37 protein-coding genes are annotated in these 17,543 nt (G+C 40.5%); 22 read left to right on the top strand and 15 right to left on the bottom strand.

The genetic code is table 11. The features are described 5' to 3' along the window. Positions 1-370 precede the first annotated feature (370 nt). Complete coding sequence (locus tag CWB80_RS09255) at positions 371-787, bottom strand: hypothetical protein (protein ID WP_138599532.1); 417 nt, start codon at positions 785-787, stop codon at positions 371-373. Between the two features lie 271 nt (positions 788-1,058). On the opposite strand from CWB80_RS09255, the gene CWB80_RS09260 reads away from it, so the two are divergent. Genes CWB80_RS09260 through CWB80_RS22485 form a run of 5 tightly spaced genes read left to right on the top strand, consistent with a single transcriptional unit; the run spans position 1,059 to position 2,763 of the window. Next, entirely contained in the window at positions 1,059-1,310 is a 252-nt protein-coding gene (locus CWB80_RS09260) for a hypothetical protein (RefSeq protein ID WP_138599533.1), read from the top strand. Between the two features lies 1 nt (position 1,311). Beyond that, a complete protein-coding gene (locus tag CWB80_RS09265; protein ID WP_171041506.1) occupies positions 1,312-2,091 on the top strand; it encodes an HNH endonuclease signature motif containing protein in 780 nt (259 codons plus the stop codon). Next, complete coding sequence (locus CWB80_RS09270) at positions 2,088-2,327, top strand: hypothetical protein (protein ID WP_138599535.1); 240 nt, start codon at positions 2,088-2,090, stop codon at positions 2,325-2,327. The genes CWB80_RS09265 and CWB80_RS09270 overlap by 4 nt, the downstream gene beginning before the upstream one ends. Positions 2,328-2,336: 9 nt before the next feature. Further along, positions 2,337-2,612, top strand: a complete 276-nt coding sequence (locus CWB80_RS09275) for a hypothetical protein (protein ID WP_138599536.1) — start codon at positions 2,337-2,339, stop codon at positions 2,610-2,612. Then, positions 2,596-2,763, top strand: coding sequence for a hypothetical protein (locus tag CWB80_RS22485; RefSeq protein ID WP_171041507.1), 168 nt, complete (start codon positions 2,596-2,598; stop codon positions 2,761-2,763). The genes CWB80_RS09275 and CWB80_RS22485 overlap by 17 nt, the downstream gene beginning before the upstream one ends. Positions 2,764-2,933: 170 nt before the next feature. Here CWB80_RS22485 and CWB80_RS09280 read toward each other — a convergent pair whose 3' ends face one another. From CWB80_RS09280 to CWB80_RS09290, 3 genes are all read right to left on the bottom strand, one after another. After that, the gene (locus tag CWB80_RS09280; protein WP_138599537.1) at positions 2,934-3,275 is read right to left on the bottom strand and encodes a type II toxin-antitoxin system RelE/ParE family toxin; all 342 of its coding nucleotides are present in this window, start codon (positions 3,273-3,275) and stop codon (positions 2,934-2,936) included. Between the two features lie 12 nt (positions 3,276-3,287). Continuing rightward, positions 3,288-3,527, bottom strand: a complete 240-nt coding sequence (locus CWB80_RS09285) for a type II toxin-antitoxin system Phd/YefM family antitoxin (protein WP_138599538.1) — start codon at positions 3,525-3,527, stop codon at positions 3,288-3,290. Between the two features lie 120 nt (positions 3,528-3,647). Then, a complete protein-coding gene (locus CWB80_RS09290; RefSeq protein WP_138599539.1) occupies positions 3,648-4,361 on the bottom strand; it encodes a recombinase family protein in 714 nt (237 codons plus the stop codon). Positions 4,362-4,537: 176 nt separating this feature from the next. Between CWB80_RS09290 and CWB80_RS22490 the strand changes: the two genes are divergently transcribed. The 3 genes from CWB80_RS22490 to CWB80_RS09300 all read left to right on the top strand — a co-directional run bounded on the left by CWB80_RS22490 (position 4,538) and on the right by CWB80_RS09300 (position 5,774). Beyond that, positions 4,538-4,714 (top strand): hypothetical protein, encoded by a 177-nt coding sequence (locus CWB80_RS22490; RefSeq protein ID WP_171041508.1) that lies wholly within the window; start codon positions 4,538-4,540, stop codon positions 4,712-4,714. Between the two features lie 86 nt (positions 4,715-4,800). Then, positions 4,801-5,385: a hypothetical protein gene (locus CWB80_RS09295; protein WP_138599540.1), complete on the top strand. Its 585-nt coding sequence runs from the start codon at positions 4,801-4,803 to the stop codon at positions 5,383-5,385. Then, the gene (locus CWB80_RS09300) at positions 5,382-5,774 is read left to right on the top strand and encodes a hypothetical protein (RefSeq protein WP_138599541.1); all 393 of its coding nucleotides are present in this window, start codon (positions 5,382-5,384) and stop codon (positions 5,772-5,774) included. Before CWB80_RS09295 ends, CWB80_RS09300 begins: the two co-directional genes overlap by 4 nt. Here the strand turns inward: CWB80_RS09300 and CWB80_RS09305 are convergent. Continuing rightward, on the bottom strand, positions 5,771-6,205 hold the full coding sequence (locus CWB80_RS09305; RefSeq protein ID WP_058584047.1) for a helix-turn-helix domain-containing protein: 435 nt from the start codon (positions 6,203-6,205) through the stop codon (positions 5,771-5,773). The genes CWB80_RS09300 and CWB80_RS09305 overlap by 4 nt on opposite strands. 158 nt (positions 6,206-6,363) lie before the next feature. On the opposite strand from CWB80_RS09305, the gene CWB80_RS22495 reads away from it, so the two are divergent. Next, a complete protein-coding gene (locus CWB80_RS22495; RefSeq protein ID WP_171041509.1) occupies positions 6,364-6,552 on the top strand; it encodes a hypothetical protein in 189 nt (62 codons plus the stop codon). Positions 6,553-6,715: 163 nt separating this feature from the next. On the opposite strand, the gene CWB80_RS09310 is transcribed toward CWB80_RS22495, so the two are convergent. Together CWB80_RS09310 and CWB80_RS09315 are read right to left on the bottom strand one after the other, a co-directional pair. After that, positions 6,716-6,943 (bottom strand): hypothetical protein, encoded by a 228-nt coding sequence (locus CWB80_RS09310; protein WP_138599542.1) that lies wholly within the window; start codon positions 6,941-6,943, stop codon positions 6,716-6,718. Next, positions 6,933-7,580 (bottom strand): ParA family protein, encoded by a 648-nt coding sequence (locus CWB80_RS09315; RefSeq protein ID WP_138599543.1) that lies wholly within the window; start codon positions 7,578-7,580, stop codon positions 6,933-6,935. Before CWB80_RS09315 ends, CWB80_RS09310 begins: the two co-directional genes overlap by 11 nt. 176 nt (positions 7,581-7,756) lie before the next feature. Here CWB80_RS09315 and CWB80_RS09320 point away from each other — a divergent pair, with 176 nt between their 5' ends. Then, positions 7,757-8,137: a hypothetical protein gene (locus CWB80_RS09320; protein WP_138599544.1), complete on the top strand. Its 381-nt coding sequence runs from the start codon at positions 7,757-7,759 to the stop codon at positions 8,135-8,137. 35 nt (positions 8,138-8,172) lie between these two features. Here CWB80_RS09320 and CWB80_RS09325 read toward each other — a convergent pair whose 3' ends face one another. The 8 genes from CWB80_RS09325 to CWB80_RS09360 all read right to left on the bottom strand — a co-directional run bounded on the left by CWB80_RS09325 (position 8,173) and on the right by CWB80_RS09360 (position 12,595). Next, a complete protein-coding gene (locus CWB80_RS09325) occupies positions 8,173-9,021 on the bottom strand; it encodes a Rha family transcriptional regulator (RefSeq protein WP_138599545.1) in 849 nt (282 codons plus the stop codon). A 279-nt stretch (positions 9,022-9,300) separates the two neighbouring features. Then, positions 9,301-9,612 carry a hypothetical protein gene (locus tag CWB80_RS09330; protein WP_138599546.1) on the bottom strand — a complete coding sequence of 104 codons (312 nt, stop codon included), beginning with the start codon at positions 9,610-9,612 and terminating at the stop codon, positions 9,301-9,303. Then, positions 9,605-9,796, bottom strand: coding sequence for a hypothetical protein (locus CWB80_RS09335; protein WP_138599547.1), 192 nt, complete (start codon positions 9,794-9,796; stop codon positions 9,605-9,607). Before CWB80_RS09335 ends, CWB80_RS09330 begins: the two co-directional genes overlap by 8 nt. A gap of 17 nt (positions 9,797-9,813) precedes the next feature. Continuing rightward, complete coding sequence (locus CWB80_RS09340) at positions 9,814-10,689, bottom strand: coiled-coil domain-containing protein (RefSeq protein WP_138599548.1); 876 nt, start codon at positions 10,687-10,689, stop codon at positions 9,814-9,816. Position 10,690: 1 nt separating this feature from the next. After that, complete coding sequence (locus CWB80_RS09345; protein WP_138686276.1) at positions 10,691-11,317, bottom strand: DNA N-6-adenine-methyltransferase; 627 nt, start codon at positions 11,315-11,317, stop codon at positions 10,691-10,693. Continuing rightward, positions 11,317-11,631, bottom strand: a complete 315-nt coding sequence (locus tag CWB80_RS09350; RefSeq protein WP_138599492.1) for a helix-turn-helix domain-containing protein — start codon at positions 11,629-11,631, stop codon at positions 11,317-11,319. Before CWB80_RS09350 ends, CWB80_RS09345 begins: the two co-directional genes overlap by 1 nt. Before the next feature lie 5 nt (positions 11,632-11,636). Further along, the gene (locus CWB80_RS09355) at positions 11,637-11,894 is read right to left on the bottom strand and encodes a hypothetical protein (protein ID WP_138599493.1); all 258 of its coding nucleotides are present in this window, start codon (positions 11,892-11,894) and stop codon (positions 11,637-11,639) included. Between the two features lie 74 nt (positions 11,895-11,968). Then, positions 11,969-12,595, bottom strand: a complete 627-nt coding sequence (locus CWB80_RS09360) for a LexA family transcriptional regulator (RefSeq protein ID WP_138599494.1) — start codon at positions 12,593-12,595, stop codon at positions 11,969-11,971. Positions 12,596-12,742: 147 nt separating this feature from the next. On the opposite strand from CWB80_RS09360, the gene CWB80_RS09365 reads away from it, so the two are divergent. The 12 genes from CWB80_RS09365 to CWB80_RS09410 are packed head-to-tail and all read left to right on the top strand — an operon-like array spanning position 12,743 to position 17,524. Next, positions 12,743-12,967 (top strand): hypothetical protein, encoded by a 225-nt coding sequence (locus CWB80_RS09365; RefSeq protein WP_138599495.1) that lies wholly within the window; start codon positions 12,743-12,745, stop codon positions 12,965-12,967. Beyond that, the gene (locus CWB80_RS09370; RefSeq protein WP_138599496.1) at positions 12,964-13,395 is read left to right on the top strand and encodes a hypothetical protein; all 432 of its coding nucleotides are present in this window, start codon (positions 12,964-12,966) and stop codon (positions 13,393-13,395) included. Before CWB80_RS09365 ends, CWB80_RS09370 begins: the two co-directional genes overlap by 4 nt. A 14-nt stretch (positions 13,396-13,409) precedes the next feature. Beyond that, positions 13,410-13,811, top strand: a complete 402-nt coding sequence (locus CWB80_RS09375) for a hypothetical protein (RefSeq protein ID WP_138686277.1) — start codon at positions 13,410-13,412, stop codon at positions 13,809-13,811. Continuing rightward, positions 13,808-13,978 (top strand): hypothetical protein, encoded by a 171-nt coding sequence (locus tag CWB80_RS22500; protein WP_171041510.1) that lies wholly within the window; start codon positions 13,808-13,810, stop codon positions 13,976-13,978. The genes CWB80_RS09375 and CWB80_RS22500 overlap by 4 nt, the downstream gene beginning before the upstream one ends. Positions 13,979-14,015: 37 nt before the next feature. Then, the gene (locus CWB80_RS09380; RefSeq protein WP_138599498.1) at positions 14,016-15,227 is read left to right on the top strand and encodes a tyrosine-type recombinase/integrase; all 1,212 of its coding nucleotides are present in this window, start codon (positions 14,016-14,018) and stop codon (positions 15,225-15,227) included. Positions 15,228-15,285: 58 nt separating this feature from the next. Next, positions 15,286-15,537, top strand: a complete 252-nt coding sequence (locus tag CWB80_RS09385) for a hypothetical protein (protein WP_138599499.1) — start codon at positions 15,286-15,288, stop codon at positions 15,535-15,537. Positions 15,538-15,539: 2 nt separating this feature from the next. Continuing rightward, on the top strand, positions 15,540-15,941 hold the full coding sequence (locus tag CWB80_RS09390; RefSeq protein ID WP_138599500.1) for a hypothetical protein: 402 nt from the start codon (positions 15,540-15,542) through the stop codon (positions 15,939-15,941). Next, a complete protein-coding gene (locus tag CWB80_RS09395; protein ID WP_138599501.1) occupies positions 15,938-16,168 on the top strand; it encodes a hypothetical protein in 231 nt (76 codons plus the stop codon). The genes CWB80_RS09390 and CWB80_RS09395 overlap by 4 nt, the downstream gene beginning before the upstream one ends. Position 16,169: 1 nt before the next feature. Continuing rightward, positions 16,170-16,562 (top strand): hypothetical protein, encoded by a 393-nt coding sequence (locus CWB80_RS09400; protein WP_138599502.1) that lies wholly within the window; start codon positions 16,170-16,172, stop codon positions 16,560-16,562. Then, entirely contained in the window at positions 16,562-17,047 is a 486-nt protein-coding gene (locus CWB80_RS09405) for a hypothetical protein (RefSeq protein ID WP_138599503.1), read from the top strand. Before CWB80_RS09400 ends, CWB80_RS09405 begins: the two co-directional genes overlap by 1 nt. Beyond that, entirely contained in the window at positions 17,040-17,180 is a 141-nt protein-coding gene (locus CWB80_RS22505; protein WP_171041511.1) for a hypothetical protein, read from the top strand. The genes CWB80_RS09405 and CWB80_RS22505 overlap by 8 nt, the downstream gene beginning before the upstream one ends. Beyond that, positions 17,177-17,524, top strand: a complete 348-nt coding sequence (locus CWB80_RS09410; RefSeq protein ID WP_138599504.1) for a hypothetical protein — start codon at positions 17,177-17,179, stop codon at positions 17,522-17,524. Before CWB80_RS22505 ends, CWB80_RS09410 begins: the two co-directional genes overlap by 4 nt. Positions 17,525-17,543: the final 19 nt, after the last annotated feature.

The following is a 17,543-nucleotide window of genomic DNA, read 5'->3' on the forward strand; positions in this document are numbered from 1 at the left end:
TTGGTCACAAACAGACGTTGCAAAAATAGTTGGTGTATCGTGGAACCACAAAGGTTCTACCGTTGTTCGTAAGTGGGAAACAGCAACCGATAAACCAGAGCATCGAAAAATAAGTTATAGCGCCTGGCGCGGCTTATTGTGCCGCGCTGGGGTAGTGAGCGAGTTTTAAAATATTTGGTGAATACTTTAAAAATATTTATAAAGTATTTTTATGGCTTGATATACCCTATATAGTTGACTGCTAAAGACTACGTAAAGATAATCATTATAAATGGATTGAGCTAACTCAGTCGGCGTTTGTGCTTCGGTGGAGTCACCGAGGCCGCTCGCTTCCAAATTACCCCGTTTAATAATCCTATTTATCCCCTGTTTAATTATATTTAAAGTTCATAACTACACATTGCGTTGCATGTGCGCTTGGGTGAGACAGGCCCATAATGTGAGTATATTCACCAGTGCTGTTTGGTAGTAACGCGCTAGGCTCTATTTGCACATAGCGGGTAAGTCTTTTGTTAGCGTTGTCAAATTCAGTGCATCTAAATTCGATGTTGGCGATAGTGTTTGCGCTGTTATTATTCAGTGTGAATTTAACTTGTAGTTGGCCGTTATCTAACGTGCTTTGATCAAACGTCATGCTTAGCTGTTGCATAATAGTCTGAAATTGACTTGCTTTAGCCGGTGCAAGTTGCACCGATTCTTGTGTTTGTTGCGTACTTAAGTAAACAGCCCCAATAACACCTGCTAAAACCAAATATGTAAAAAGTGAAGTGCGCTTTTTTTCTGCCATGTGATCCTATCCTTAAGTTGTGGCTAATCTTTGATGGTAGCCAATCAGCATCGCGTATGCATCATCTAAATAAACATAAAGTATTCATAAGATACTTATTAAATATTTAATATATATTCATTAAATATTTTTAACGCAAAAAAACAAACCTCCCACTCACTTAAATTTATTGCTGCAAAGTCATAAAGAGCATGCTATAAATATAACTCGGTAACACGTTTTGTGTTATATTCTAATTAGTTCACAATTTGAAATATTGACGGGTATGTAGATGAAAAATTCACTTGTAGATCTTAATAATCATTTGTTTGCACAACTTGAAAGATTAAGCGATGAAGACTTAAAGGGTACAGCACTTCAAGATGAGATAAAACGAAGCTCTGAAATGACAAAGTTAGGTAAAGTTGTTGTAGATAACGCCAAGCTTGCTTTAGATGCTGAAAAGTTTAAATCTGAATTTGGCGCACGGCCAACGCCAGATTTGCCAGAAATGCTCGTAAGTAAAACAAAAAAAGATGCTTAATATGTCTGATTTTATGTTCACACAAGAAATGTATGATTACGCGACTGGTTTGTATTCAAAATTGAGTATTGGTGAAACAACTGAATTGTTTAATAAGAAGTTTGGAACAAATCGAAAGCCTGAGCAGCTTAGAGGTAACATGAAGGCAAGGGGGTTTCGAAACGGTCGAACTACTGGCGAAATAATGAAGGGAGTATCAAAACTGTTCAGTAAAGAACAGGTGAAATTTATAAGAGATAATTACGCCGCGCTAGGTCGTAAGGGATTAACCAAAGCTTTGAATGATGAGTTTCAGACAGAGTTTAAAGTTTCACAAATTGTTGGGTTTGTTAAAAATAACAAAATAAACAGTGGGAGAACAGGGCATTTTCAAAAGGGCCAACCTAGCTGGTCAAAAGGAACAAAAGGAATTCTAAAAAAGAATTCTGGCTCATTTAAAAAAGGTAACGTACCCCATAATCATAAGCCTGTAGGTTCCGAGCGTATAAATGTTGATGGGTATATCGAAATTAAAGTAGCAGAGCCAAAAAGGTGGGAATATAAACACCGCATAATTTATCAAAATAATTTTGGTGATTTAGAGGTGGGCGATGTTGTGCGCTTTAAAGATGATAACAAATTAAATTTAGACCCATCTAACCTAATAAAGATATCGAGAGCAGAGCATCATTTTTTAAATAAGCTTGGTTACTCCGATGCTGATATATCGCTAAAACCAACAATCGAGCTGATAGCAAAAATCAAAGCAAAAGAGTCGGAACTTAGAAGCACTATAAAATGAAAGTGCAAAAACAAGTAAAGCACGCTGTATTTATAAGATACCTGGCATGTGTAAGAGAGCAATTTAATGTGATTGAGCTGCCATCGATACATCGCGGCGAGTTCGACACAACGTATCAAATATATAAAGAAGGGCAGTGGCATGTGATTGGGCGCCACGATCCACCTAATGAGTATCTTATATTTGATTTACTCGGCGTTTACCGACAAAATGACAAAATAAACACTACAAAATGACGAAATGTAATGGCGGTTGAATTTAACAGAGTAAAAGAAGGTGAGTTTTTACGCTTACTGAAAACGCGAGCAATCAATAAAGTGATTGCCAATCAAAGCACCGAACGCAATAAGTTTCATGTTATCGCCATCATTGCTAATACGCAAACAGCGTTTACAGTTCGTCATGGCCGTGTTGACGAACTGCGCACTTGGCGACTTGATCAGCTTGCCGCGCTGTTAAATAAACATGGCGTAACCAGATTTGATGTTCAAATGAGAGGTTATAGTGACTCAAAGAAATAAAGAGCCTGTCGACTTTGCTGCTAATGTTATAGGTGTAATGCTCTTAATGCTAAAGGATCGTTATAGTAATACTGAAATTAAACGTATGCTAAGGGCAAATAAAGTTGATGGTATGCTAAAAATATTAGATAGCAAAAATTCAGTAAATTAAGTGCGGCGCTCAGCTATAGAAACTCAGTAGTACGGCACCGACACAGCTAATAGACATTCGTAGCCCGCTAACTATTAGTGCTCATGGGCGCAACCGCAGAACGCTGAAAGGTTACGCTTTGATCCGCACTTAAGCCCACAAAAAGGCCAGCTTTGTAGCTGGCCTTATCTTTAAAATCGTGTTCGCCATCGATGATCATCGATAAGCGTTTTATAGTTCATGCGTACATGACAGAATATTAATAAGTAAATATTGAAAGTATCACCTTCACGGCGTATTTCATATATAAATCGATAATCACCTTTAATCATTTCTCTGAAAATAGGTGAGTCGTAATACTCACATTGTTTGCCTGATTCTGGCAAAACAAGGAGCTGATTTTTCCAATCGCCAATAGTGGCTTTTATGGTATCTCTTGCTGAGCTCATGCCGTGAGATTTAGCGTGCCATTTAATAGCGTCTTTAACGAGGTCTTGTGCGTATTCAGTAATTTCAATATTTACATTGTTCATAGTCTGCCTGTTTTAAATTGAACTTAAAAAGTCATCGATAGGCGCGGTTTTACCTTCTTCAATGTCTTTTCGTGAATTAATTAATAGCTCCATAAAGGCTATTTTTTCTTGCTGACGCTCGAATGCTTCGTGTGTTTGTACTACTAACGATTCTTTACCGTTTTGAGTGACAAACAACGGAGCAAAGCCGAGTTCGTCAGGCAAGCTTGCCGCTTTAGCTTTCATTTCGCTGATTGTTGCAATTAGTGCCATCCATTCTTCCTCCAATAGTTGATCGCAAGTCTATAAATTGAGGTTAGTCTAAATATGGACTTGAAGTCTAAATATAGACCGATTGGGGTTGCAATGCAAATATTAATCAAATAGGCAGGGTTAGTTCTTGGGGTTTTTCCGTTTAAGTCGGGCTTTTATTTCACTAATACTTAATCCGTTTTCGTACAGGCCCCGTTCGCGGGCTTGGCATATTAGTTCATCACGGCGATCAAGCCATTTTATTAATGCGGTGCTGCTTACACCTAAGCGCCTCGCAATTTCACTTTTAAATACATCTTGGCTTAACCAAAAAAGTATTTGGTTTTCGGTTGTATCAAGTTTGCTTTTAATAATCGCACCTTTAGCCCGTCCTGCAGGTAAGCCCTGTTCTTGGCGGCGCTTAGCTGCTGCTTTTGCTTTGCGGCTGCGTTGTTTGCTGAAGTCTTGAGCGGCAAAAGCTTGCCCTATTTGTATAAAGAATTGGCCAATGTCGTTTTTATGGCTGGGTGTGAGGGTGTCACCAGTTAAGCAAAAATGAAGCTCTGCCCCGGCATTTATAATCCGGGTGGTCACTTCCATTATATCGCTGATTGAATCTCGGCCTAGTCGTTCAATGTCATTAACTAATACGCGATCACCTGGCGCAAGACGCTCGATTAAATCAACAAGCCCGCGCTGGGCTTTGTCGGTTTGTGAACCGCTCAGTGTGTATTCATACCATTTGTATATAAATAGCCCGTGTTGCTCAGCGTAACGGGTGATTTTATCGCGCTGGCCTTTCGAGTCCTGTTTATGGCCATCGCTAATGCGTATATATGCGTAATTCTTTGCCAATCCGTGCCTTTCAACTTTAGGGTTGTTTTAGTATCGCTAGAGTTTACATAGTGGGCTGATATCAAAGCGAATTTAATAAACTCTAGGGTAAACCCTAAAGTGTGCTTAGTGTCAAATTAAAGATGGCAAGTAAATTGCTAAAGAAGGGGGTTAACTACTATTAAGGAAATATATACATGACATTATCAGCACTTTTACTAAGCACTCTTTCAACTGGCGCATTACCAGTGGCAAATATTGATACGCGTAAACTTCAAGGATCTGCGGGAATCATTATTCAGCCACCAAAGAAAAAAGAGCTTAATGGCTCTGCGGGTATTATTATTTTACCACCCAAGAAAAAAGAAAACTAAAATTGATTCGTCAGTGAAAGCCAGCTTTATAGCTGGTTTTTTTGTGCCCAAAGAGATATTCTATCCACTCTATCAAAGGAGTGGGCATGTTCGACTACATAGCTGAATTATATAATGAATTTATGATTGTAAGGTCTACACATGAAGTGTTTTCATTGCAAAGTGTTGTAGCATTTGCATATGTTGTTGCATTAATTCGCTCAATTTATCGCGCCCACTTTAATAAAGAGTTATTTACAGACTTTTTATCGATAGCGGTGGTATGTGTAAAGTACTTGCTTACATCGTTATTGATGGAACGTGTATTTGTATATATCGCCGAGACAGGTAATTGGCATTCGGCACAAAATGTTTACTTGGCATTATTTGCGATCAATATGCTCAGTATGTATGTAGCTTACTGGTTGCATACTCATTTAAGCTTTAAGTTTGGTTTATTATTCTTGGCTGTTATCAAGCTTACTGGGATAGTAGCGGTTTCACATCTTATTATATGGTTCAAGTTTGTGGTTTTAAATACACAAGAAACGCATGAATGGCTACACTACATTTATAGTGTAACTGTATTATCTGTAAGCATATTACTTGCAATAGCCATGCTTTTTCCTAATATTCTACGCACGCGTTTTGGGTGTATAATTGGCTTAAATTTGCCAAGGAGGCAAGAATGACAACAGCATTTATTGTTGCGATATTGCTTTGTATCGTTTTGCTTGTAATAAGCACAGTCTACACAATGAAAAACCGTTACTTTGAAAACCAAGTTCGCAAGTTGTCCGAGCAATATGCTCGTTTGTCTATTGATTTCAAAAATGAAACTAACCCAACACGCGCTTTTGAGTTACATGCTAAAGCTGAAAAAATTAAAACAGATCTTGAATTAATGATTGGTAAATCAACAACGATGCATCGTTATGATTTTGAGTTAGCTGATATAGATTTAAGCTCAAAAGAGCCTGAGCCTGAATTGAGTTTAGGTGAGCTAATGCGGCAATATGAAGAAAAAAGTAATAGTCGCGTTATTTACGCTAAGTTTAACCAAGACAAAAAAGACAGCTAAGCGCTGTCTTTTTTGTTTTTAGTCCAGTGTAAATTTAATTCATGTTCTATGCTGGCCGCTTGAATCTTTGCTAGGTTCTCTATGTCATCAGGTGTGTCGGCTTTATTAATAAAACCGCCACCTTTCAATTCAAGTAAGCTTTTAATTAGGCCGTTTTTAATTACGAGCAGATCGTTTCCGTCTATTTGCTTCACTGGGGTACCATATAAAAGTTGATCAAAGCTTATGCCTGTTTCACGGCATGTTTGGTCAATAACTTCATAAGGTAACGACGCCCGATTTATTCTTGCTGTGCAAAAAGAAGTACTCAAACCTAAGTGCCTTTCTAACTCAGCATTGTTATTTAATTGGTAAGCTAAACAAACACGGCGAAACACGTCTTTAACGTGCTGTTGTTGTGCAGTTAGTTGTTTATCTTGCTTTTTAAACATGCGGGTACCTTGTTATTATTGCCGATATAGTAACCGACTTTTTTTGTAATTTCATTCCCTTAAAATCACAAAACTTACATTTTGTAAGTTTTTATTGCATTCGCTGAAATTTATGGTACTTTTTCAGCGGTGATTAAGTCGTTATTCAGGGATAAGTTATGGACAATTCAAGCGCAACAACAATCGAAAATATAAATGAAGCGCACTCATTGGCGGTGGTTCTGGCTAGAGCAACAGAGGACGATCCGCATTTGCTTTGTGTAGCACAGCGGATCGCCATATTGCTAGGTGACAGCGTTACTCAATTAAATAACGGCCAATCGATTCTCGAAACCAATGCGGCTTAGTTGCAAGCCAATTAGCCAGTAATTCTGGTGACAGTGTGTGTAAATCAATTAGACGCATTTTTTCAATTGCTGTATATTGTGTATTATGTGACATTTAAAGTTCCTCTTTGGGTGTTGCGTGTTAAGCCGGTGGGGGTCGAAGTTCACCGGCTTTATCTTGCCTTTATTCCTCTTTCTCTAACTTTTCAGCTATCGAGTCATAAATAAAAGCGCTAAAGTTACCGTGATATTTGCCAGCTTCTTTTAGCTTATTAAAGCGTTCTTCTAAGCTTACTGGTAATCTGTTCAATACTTTTGATTTGGTGGTTTTTTCACTAGGCTGCCTGTTCTCACTCAGCGCTGCACCTTTGCCAATGTTTGAATCGACGATTTTGCTAAATTTATTGTTCATCTTTCTTACTCTCTAATAAAAGCGTTACTTCTTTCGCTAATGCTTTGATATCTCTTGCAGCATCGCTGTATTTGGTTTTTCGGTGTGCGGTTACGCCCACACCTTCAAAGTGTGCGATGTTATGAAATTTGCTAGTTGGTATGCGGGTAGAAAGCATTTTTAAATGAGACATTTCATTCACAAAGCCTTCGAAGTCTTCAAAGTGTTTACGGCTAGGGTGCGTTCGCGTTAAGAACACATGGCCAACTTGTTGTTCGCCTAAATCATTACTTATTTCTACGAGCATATCGTTAAAGCGATTTAACCCTTTAACCTCTTTTATGTCGTCGTTGCTTGGTACCAAAACAACATCGGCCAAGGCGATGGCTACACGGTTTACATCTGAATCGAAACCGCCGCAGTCAACCACAATCGTTTTACCTTGTTCGCTTTGCCTTAGCGTTTTGATCATGCTTGCTTTATCAAGGCCGTGAATAACATTTAGTTTATTACCTGGCTCTCTATATTCATTTAAGAACGAAATACCATCGTGTGCATCTTGGTCAATTATGATGTCCGGTTTCATTATTTCGACTAAATTTAAAGCAGTGGTGGTTTTGCCAACCCCGCCTTTTTGGTGTGCTAGTACTATAATCATGCTCGTTTCCTCTTGTTGGCCTAATTAAAGTAAAACATACTTTTTAAATATGCAAGTAATATTTAAAAAGTATTTAATAAATATTTATTTTATAAGTGAGCCGATTAAATCTTGCTGTAAATTTTGTTTGGTATTAGCCTTAACTAGTTAATAACAATGCAAAGGGAATCGATATAGTGAAAGGGTTTGTATTAGCAGCAAGTGTAACTTTGGCATTAGCTGGTTGCGCGAGTGGCAATTATTCGGTGGGCAATGATTTTGCTAGTGAAAACGTGGCGAATATTGAAAAAGGTAAAACGACGGTCGAGCAACTTAAAACGTGGTTTGGCGAGCCCTATTCAAAAACACCAATTAGCGCTACTCAAACAAAGTGGATGTATATCCACAATAATGGGAACACAAAAGTACAGTCGTACTTAGTAACAGCAAAGGTTGAAACAACCGGCTATCAAAAGGTACTTGATTTGCTTATTGAAGATGGCCTAGTTATTAATTACACATTTAGCGAAGGGCCAACAACGCAAATGAATGCAAGTGGTGGTTACACTAATAATTAGTGTTAAACCCCGCAATAAGCGGGGTTTTTTTTAGGCTAAACGTGCTTGCTTGGTTCGCTCAAGCTGTGAATTTGCTTAAAAATCATATCGTATTGCTGTAATAATCCGAGCAAACCATCAAGATCCCGTGCAGCAGTCCGCACGTTCGTTACTAATACAGGGGTTTTATTTTTTTCAGCTAACATAAGCTGGTTAAGTAATGCCGCCATCGGAGTAGGTAATAAAGTACTGCCGTAGTTAAAGGCTGTCATTTTATAACTTTGCAGCACGCTGGCCTCGGGTAAATCAATATGCTGGTGTTCAATTGCAGGTACTGTTTCGGTTGTGGGTTTGCTTAAATTAAATTGCTCTATCAGGATTAACGCCTGGCTAAATAAGTGGGCGGGGATTTGCTCGTATTTGGCAACCCCAAAAGTGGTTTTTAATTTTCCATATACACGGTTGTAAATACTAGGACGTTGTTCGCTTGGGTAACTGTGTGCCAACGAACCAACTTTTTGTTGAATTTTCCGCTGTTGTGCGGGGCTTAATGTGCCGTATTGTAGGTTATTTAGCTTTTCGGCCATGGCGTTAAACGCGGTAATGTACGCCTCTTTTATGGCAGCGGCTTTTTTGCCAGTGAACCCCATGACTAAAAACATAAAGCCGTCTTTGGTGATCTGGTACACCTTGCTTTCTCGCTTAACAGTACCAGCTTGAATAATTTCTACGTGAGCCGAAAAGTTGGCTGACGTAAATTTATCAGAACAATCTAAACTTTTTATCTTTTCTAATATATGAGTGTGGCGCTTGCCGAATGCTTCAGCAATTTTTAATGATGTGGTAACAAGTTTACTTTCTTCGCAAGTAATGGCGTTAGTTGGGATGGTGTTAATTGTGGTCATAATTGACTCCTTTGGAATAAATAACACTTACCGCCAAAGGTTCGAATCTTGGTGGCAAGCTAAAACGAGGTTCGAACTACCGCTCCAAAGGTACGGCCCACCGAAGTGGCCTCGCCCAGCTTGCCATAATATGGGTGTGCTAAAGCGCGCGCATTAAAAAACCAGCTAAAAAGCTGGTGACATGCACCTTTGGAAGATAGCGGGGTTCGAATCCCGACACTGGATTTTGCCAGTGCCTTTTCACTATAGCCCCGCCAAAGGCGCGTTGTCAATTAGGTGTTATTTAAGTAACTGGTATTTTGCCCCGCAGGCTAAGCAAATTGCGCGTTTTGAACCTGAACGTGTTTGCTCAAGGGTAAAGCTGCATTTTTGGCAAACAACTTCTTTAACTCTTTGAGCCATTCTTTCATTTATGCCAGTTATATTGCGCTTTACTGGCTTTACTAATCCCAGCGCCTTGAGTGTTTTTTTGTACTCTTTTGCAATCCATTTGCCATCGGCTTCATGGTGTAAACCATCGCCCATCATATCACCTAGCTTAACTAGTTGTTTATGTAATCTGGCTTTAGTTTCTGGTGATAGATCAGCCATACGCAGCAAGCCCTTTTCTTAATTCTTCGGCGCACTCAGGAAATGCTTTAATGTTGCGCTTTATGTCTTGTTTGCTCATCCACAACCAATAACTTTCGCCATCGTCATCAATAATGTCGAATCGTGCCGCTTCTTTACCCCGCGCGTTACGGATTTTATTAAATTCGATAAATGTAATTTGCATTGATAAATTCCTGTAACTTAAAGGTTGTGATTAACGGGGATCATGTCTTTATCGTGTACCACCCCATCTTGCAGTTCGTTAACGGTAAATAACCAATCTTTTGCATATTCTATGGTTTCATCGGCCATTCTTAACCCGCCTTTGGGGGCTGCACAAAGTTGCGCGCCTGTTTCTGGGTCAAATGTAACTAAGCCACCTCGCCCGCTTTGGTGTAGGTATAACAATGATCTGCTTTCAAACATGCTGCCGTCTGGTCGTGCCATTTTTGTTTTTTGCGGCCAAATTATTAAGTGATCTTTGCCTTTGTGGTATAGGCCCGCGCCTGTGTTATGTTCTAGCTCTGCTTTTTGCTGACGTATTTTGTTAATGCATTCGTTATAACGCTGTTCATGGTGGGCAATCGTTTTGCGGTATTCTTTAGCTTCAAGCATTAATTTTTTATTACGCGCTTGGGCTTTTACGTTAGCCTCTTTAGTGCGCTTTATTTGTTCTTTTAGCTTTTCTGGGTTGAGTTGCTTTAGTTCACGAACGGCTTGCTGAGCAGCTTCTAATTGCTGCTTTAGTGTTGTTATTTGATTAAGTTGCGCTGTCGTCGTCTTTGCGAGTGTTTGCGCATCTTCAATCGCTTTAGCAGCTTTTTTTAAATCTTCTGTTTGCTGCGCTAGGCTTTCTTGCTGAGAAGCAACAAGGCGCTTTTCTGCTTCAAGTTGAGATTTTAGTATCTGGATTTCATCAGCTGTGTTTTGTTTATAAAGCTTATGGATTGTTTGTTGTTCTTCACTTTCTGCTTGCTCTTGGTTGTAAGCATGGATAAATGAAGTTAATAAATCAGATGAATGTACTTGAGTTAGTATGTCTGTGATCTGATCGTGACTTGGTTGCTCGTTTGTCATGTTATTTCTCGTTTAATGCGTTGTGGCCCATGGCCATAAGTACGTTTTTTTGAATTGTGCCAAATTGGCAAGGCTGACCAATTAGGTGTGGGTTAAACTCAATGAGGCACATTGGTTTGTTGAGTTCTGCAGGTTCTTCTTTACCAGTTCGTGAATTGATAAAGCGAATACCGCCACTGCGCCATTTTAATTTTGGCTCGCCTTTATTAGGCCCGCTTTTATACACGCCCTGTTCTTCGTAGTAGCCAACAATGTCTATAATTTTGCTAGCTCTGTCGTGCGGCCACCATTCGGTACGATTGTCGCGCGGCACGAGTAAGGTGCTTAATACACCTTTATTTTGCTGCTCTACGCCTTTGTCTACCCATGGCAGAATGTTGCTGTAGGGTGGGTTTATCCAAACAGCGGGCGTTTCTTCAAATGGAATAATGTCTGCAGACCAATCTATCTTTAATGCATTGCGCTGCTTTGTGTAAAAGTGATCACATAAAGCCGATTGCTTTGTTGCTGCAGCATCAAGTACATAGTTGTATTGGCTGTTAAATGCAGCAAAGAGCCATAAAGGTGTACGGGTTGTATCGCGATGCCGTTTGGTGCTTTTGCTAGCATGGTTGTTAATTGACGCCATTATGCTACCTCTACGCGTCGAGCTACACGAACATGAGTACGAACTAAACGAACGGGGCGCATGGCTTTTGTGTCGCTAATGTGGCTTGCTCCTAACACAGTCAAGCAAAGGCATAATGTGCGAGTGCCCAATAACCCTAACTGCCAAGCACGGTGCATTAAATGAGCAAGGGTTTTAGCCCCAACTTTTGCTTGCATGAACCGCAGCTGCACACCTAACTCGGTTTGGTTATAACCAAGGGAACTGCCAATTTCATAATTGGTTTTGCCCTCGGCCAGTTGGTTTAATATCGTTTTTTCATGCTCGTTTAACATGGCGGCTATCCTTGTTGTGTGAGTGCTGTAACGCTTAAATCGCCAATCGCAATGGCGGTGTTTTGTAGCGCAGCCTGTGTATCTTCTGCATCGTGCTGTATAGCAAGTGCATGCATAATAATTTGTTCAACGGTTTCGGGTGTAATACTCCCTTCACTCAAACGGATGATCGCCTCTGCGTTGTTCTTCATAGAAAGAAGGCGCCCACCTTCGCGATTAAGTGACTTTAAAGTGTTTCGATGTATTAGCGCGGCTGTAGCCATTTGATAATCCTTCGTTTTGTGTGTAAATACCTTGTTGATCACAAAGTGTGGTTTGTGGTGGCGAAAAAAAGCCATTACAGCTTTTTATCAGCCCATTGCCAGTGGCCAATGTACTTCCCGATAATGCCGAGGTTTTGTAGTTGGCTTTCTGTCATTGGTTGGTCGCTGTAATCTTTTTTGTTGTGAGCAAACAGGGTGAAACCGCCACCTAACTCGCCGCGAATGCCTCGCAGAACAACCCCTGAATCATCTTGAATTGCATAGATGCCAGGTTGCTTTGTTACACGCGTAACACCTGTATCAATGAACACAGTTTCGCCTTTGTTAAACGCATCTGTCATAGCGTCATCTGTCACTGTTACTTCACGCAAGTTATGTTCTGAAATATTAAGAGACTTTAACGTTTTGCGACTAAGTGCCACTTCACTTGTATCGCTCACTGCATAATGAGGCGAACTGCCATCGATGTTGGCACTAAAACCATGCACGTATTCAAGCGACACATTAAACGCTTTAGCAATTTCTTTTAGTAGCTCGCCACTGGGGGTACGTAACCCCGTTTCATAGTTTGACCAAGCATTGGTGCTTAAATTAACCATCGCTGCGGCTTCGCGTTGTAACAGTTTTTTGCTGGTTCTTAGCTCTTTAAGGCGCTCACTAATCGTTGCTGGGCCTTGTTCATTCACTGTAAGAGTCTTCATAGGCTGCTCATGTTAACCGTGTATTTTTAAGATGGTAACACAAAATGTGTTAATTGCTAGCTGCAAACCCACAAAAAGCATGCTATAAGTATTTTTAAATACCACGATACGTGTTATTGTTAAATAAAAATCACACAAGGTGTTTTTATGACATTTGCAGAGTGGGTAAATACAAAGTTTGGTGGTTCATCAAAGGATGCGGCAGCACATTTAGGCTTGCTGCACCGAACCGTTTATAGCTATTACGCCCTCGAACGATTCCCGCGCCCAACACAGTGTCAAATTATCTTGTTAAAGAGTGAAAACAAGATTGATTTGGAAAAGTGGCAACAAGCGTTTTCAAATAAGAAAAACAAAAAGGTGAGCACATGATTATTGTTTTGTTTGCAGGTACCCCAGAAGCGCTAAGAGCTGTGTACGGGCACGTAAATGCTCAGCACAAAGGGCTGCTTGATTATGTGAATTTGGGCACAACTGATAGCGAAAAAGTGCGCCTTAATCATGCGGCTAATACAGGTTGCATGTTTACCGAACACCGCGTAACGCTCGTTTTTAACCCACAAAATGCAGAGGAATTAAAGCTGCTTAGAGCACGTAAAGCGATTATTTGCCATCAGTATGGGAGCAATTTATCGCGCCCAATTTATAACGATGTTAGCTGTGCCCGGGGGGATTTTTATTTTACAGATAAGGTCGTTAATAAGTGTTTACCTGGCCACGTTCTAACGCCTGATGAATTACTTAGCGAGTGCCGAATAAAACACCGAAATAATCGCGTAAGTGCGAAAAAGAGTAAGTGATTATGGTTGGTTCGGTGCGCAGTAAGACACAAGAACGAGAGCTTGATGCTTATTTAGAGTTGTGGGCCCGTTGGGTGCATTCGGGCGCCGTTCGTCGTAGCACATCAATTATGCAAATTATTATGGAGCAAGGCAGTTTTGCTCGTGGCTGTTCTGGCAGCAGGGCATTAGTGACCGACTGCGTTGAGCTAACAATTGAATCATCGCTTTTGCGGTTAAAAGAAAAAAACAAGAACGCTGTGCTTGTGTGTCGCTATGAATACGGGGCTTTGCTCATAAAGAACTTACCAGTAGATGCGAAACGAGTTGATAGAGCGCTAAGGCTTGGTATGAGTTTACGAACTTATAACCGACGCTTAGCTGAGGCCCGTGAGTGGTTAACGGGGTGTTTAATTGCCAGTGGAGATATGCAATGAAAGAACGATTTTTAGAGCCTTTACACAAAAACGATACACCGTATTCAGGTTGGAAACGCCCTTCGAGACAAACCTTAACAAAAGCTGATCCTGCGAAGGTTCGTCGCCGCCGCGTTCATGAAGATATGAAAGCTTTAAAAGAAATCGAACAGCAATACACGTTTTAGTTATCCACAAATTTTCTTAATAAGGTGTGATTAAATAATGAGCCATTACCGCGCTAACCTCACAGACAACCTAATAAAACAGCAAGTTAGCGCTGGGTTTAATCGGTTTCGTGATCCGCGCTATCCGCTTGTGCTAAGAATGCATGCATCACGTAAAACAGGCTCATGGTTTTTAGTCGACTTTAAATCAGACAATTGGCATAAAGTTGGAACATGGCCTGTGTTCAGCTGTAAAAAAATGCTTGAGCTAGTGCCAGATTTAATGGCGAAGCATCAATTAGATTTACCCGTTATTACCAATCAATTTGAAACAGTTAGCGAATTATTGGCATGGTTTTCGAGTCGTCAAGAAGCAGATAAAACAATATCTGAAAAACGCCGTATTAATATAAAGTCGACGATAGAAACCCACTTAATACCAAAGTTAGGTCAGTGCGAATTAGCCACGTTCTCTAATGTTGAATGTGAAAACCACTTGATTTGGCCAATGCAAAATGATGATTATGCATTGAGCTCTATTCGCCATCATTTTCAACTACTAAAACGCGCCTTTGATCAAGCAGAAAAAACCGAGTTAATAGAGCGCAACCCATTAAAAGACACAACGTTTAAATCATTCATTCAAACAGCAATCAAGCCAAAAAAAGCCCGCTTGTCGATTGGTAACGAGCCAGAACTTGCTTTGTCATTATTAAAGCCTAATACCATGGCCGAAATGATGTGCTGGTTTATGTTGTTGCATGGTACCCGCATAGGTGAAACCCGCCAGTTAAAGTGGGAGTTCATAGATACGAACCATAACTTGATCACTTTACCAGAAGAAATAACCAAAACAACTGAGCATGTCATACCACTAACTGATCACGCGCTTAAAACGTTAATCGATTGGCATAAGAGAAGCCTAAAAACCAACCGCAGTAAATACATTTTTCCCGCCAAAAAGCGCGGGCCAATCTCTGAAAGTGATGCAAGCAAACTAGTAAACCAAGTGAGCAATAAGAAGTGGAGCGCCCATGATTTGAGAAAGTTTTGCCGTGGTCGCTGGTTGATTATTGGTATCGATTCAGTGGTGGCTGAACTGCTATTAAATCACAAATTAACAGACCTGCAGCAAACGTACTTGCAAGAAGACCCAACACCTATAAAAAGAGAAGCTTTGGCGCGCTGGGCTGACCATTTACATGCAGTGAAAACGCAATATGAAACCAAGACAGAGGCAAGATCATACGATTTTAACGCGCTTAATTAATCCGTTGTGTGGTGTGGGTTAGGGCGCATTTGGGGCAATTTACAGGAAGGAAGACGTAATGATAGATATTTACACAGATGAAGCAGCGATTTTATTACAACCAGCTGAAAAGGTTTTACGTAGTTTTAGATTGTCAAAAATAAGCTTATTTACAGGTTTTAAACGGGTTAAATATTACCAACAACCTCACCACTTAATTGGTGCAAGTCATCGTTGCTATTCAGCGCATGATCTTAAAGAAAGATACAAAGCGGTAATGAATTTTGTTAACCCTACTTATTACTTTCCAAAAGTTACGGCGGGGGTGTAGCTGTGGTTAATTTATTTAAAAGAGCTTTTAACTTTTTGACGGTATCAAAAGCCAATCATGCCGATTTAGCTAAGTGTGTAAATCCTTATGATGGATATAAAATTATTAGAGCAGAGCTTGATTTAGTCAGTTCAATGTCATTAATCAAGTACACCAAATTAAAAAAATCAAATTTAATAAAACGCACACCTCCTTTTTATGTAATGAGCATGGAAAAGTTCCTTTTAGCGGCAATTATTTCGAACCACCCGCTTGGACAAAAAGATGAGCTTTTGGCCTCGCTTAAGCTTTTTGAAATTGCGAACGGATTAATGGAGCTTATTTCAGCTGAGACTCAGTTACCCACTTCACTTGATTACTCAGTTTTAGAGGATGAAATTAAAAAACGGAGAAACGCATCATGATCTCATTCACTCCAATAGAGCTAATTGCCGCGATTGCTGTTTTAGCGCTTATTTGCCTTGCTGCAGTTGTGATCGCGTTCTCACTTGGCCGTGACTCAGTAAACATTGACCTTGAAGTTAAACGCCGCGTTATACAGCCAAATTTACAGTTTGTTGGTTATCAGCCAAGAGCTACAACCCCACCACCAATGATGCCGTCACCAAGAATTAAGAGAGCAGAGGTATAACATGGCAACAGGATTAGTTTCACCTGGCGATAAGTTCAATAACTGGACTGTGGTTAAACAGGGCCCAAAAGATAAACAAGGCGGTCAGCAATTTCATTGCAAGTGTGTTTGCGGTACCAAGCGCTTAGTTCGCAAGTGCAACTTAGGTAATGTAAAAGGTTGTGGCTGTGATCGTAAAGCGTATGTATCGAGTGGTAAGTACGCCAAAAAGCAGGTGCGCAAACCATTATCAATAAAACCAAAAGAGAAACCAGAAAAGTTACCAAAGCCTAAAAAAGAAGTGGTGGCCACGGCGAAAGCAGATGCACGTCGACAAAGAACGAGAGAACGCATTGACGCTGCACTGGAAAGGCAACGGTTAAGGCGTGATTTAACCAACGTTTGGGATATGTAATGAGCAGCTCCCCAAAACGCCGCAAACATAACTGGTTTGCAATGAATAAAAATTCTGAGGTTCCAATGAATACTGATCAAGTTAAGTTACTTAAAACACACATAGTTGTAGAACAGCGCCGAATGCAAAAGTGCGGCTCTACAGGTCTTGCCACTTTGTGGGCAAATGCGCTTAAGTATATTGAGCAGCTAGAAATACAGTCTCAACCACGCAATACCCCAATCTTAATGAGTGCGACTAATCCGAACGGTTGGACGTTAGAAGACATTGCACTGCAGTTGGCCAGTGAAATGATAGATAAAGACATGAACATTCAGGGTGACAAACGCCCGCAAGTTATAGAAACAAGCAAACTCAATAAAGAAATAATTGATTTATTGCACGATGTGCGTGTTAAGCAACAGCAGACTAGGGTGTTATTTGCGGAGCTTGGCCCAGACCAAGGGCCAACAGGTAAACCGCGTGCGGGTGCTGGCCATGAATAACGACGACACTATTTTAAAATCGACTGATATTGCATTAGGTCTAGGCTTGTTGGTTTTATGCGCTCTTGTTGTGGTCGGTTCTGCCTACGCGCTTAGTTGGCTTATTGATTTGCTAGAGCTTGAACGACTATGAATAGTTCACCAGAAGCAAAGCGAGCAGCTGCGAGAGATAGAAAGCGCAAGCAACGTGCTAAGGCTCAGAACTTAGGGGTTAAAGAGGTTTCGGTAAAACTATCTGAATCGGAGCGTGAAGTACTCGACAACCTTTGCCAGGTACGTGCAGGTAAAGGTAATGATCCTTACACGCGCGATGAATACATTTCGACACTAATACGCCGAGATAACGAGCGCTTAACCGAGCAGTTAAAGCGCCCTTGCAGTAAATGTAATTTACCACTCACGCAATCATGCGGTGGTGTTTATAAAGGTTCGCCAGATTGTGCAGTATCAATCCTAGGCAACCCATTGAAACTGTGACAAGTCACACCAAGTTAAA

Source organism: Pseudoalteromonas sp. S1650, from assembly GCF_005887195.1.
Classification (GTDB): domain Bacteria; phylum Pseudomonadota; class Gammaproteobacteria; order Enterobacterales; family Alteromonadaceae; genus Pseudoalteromonas; species Pseudoalteromonas simplex.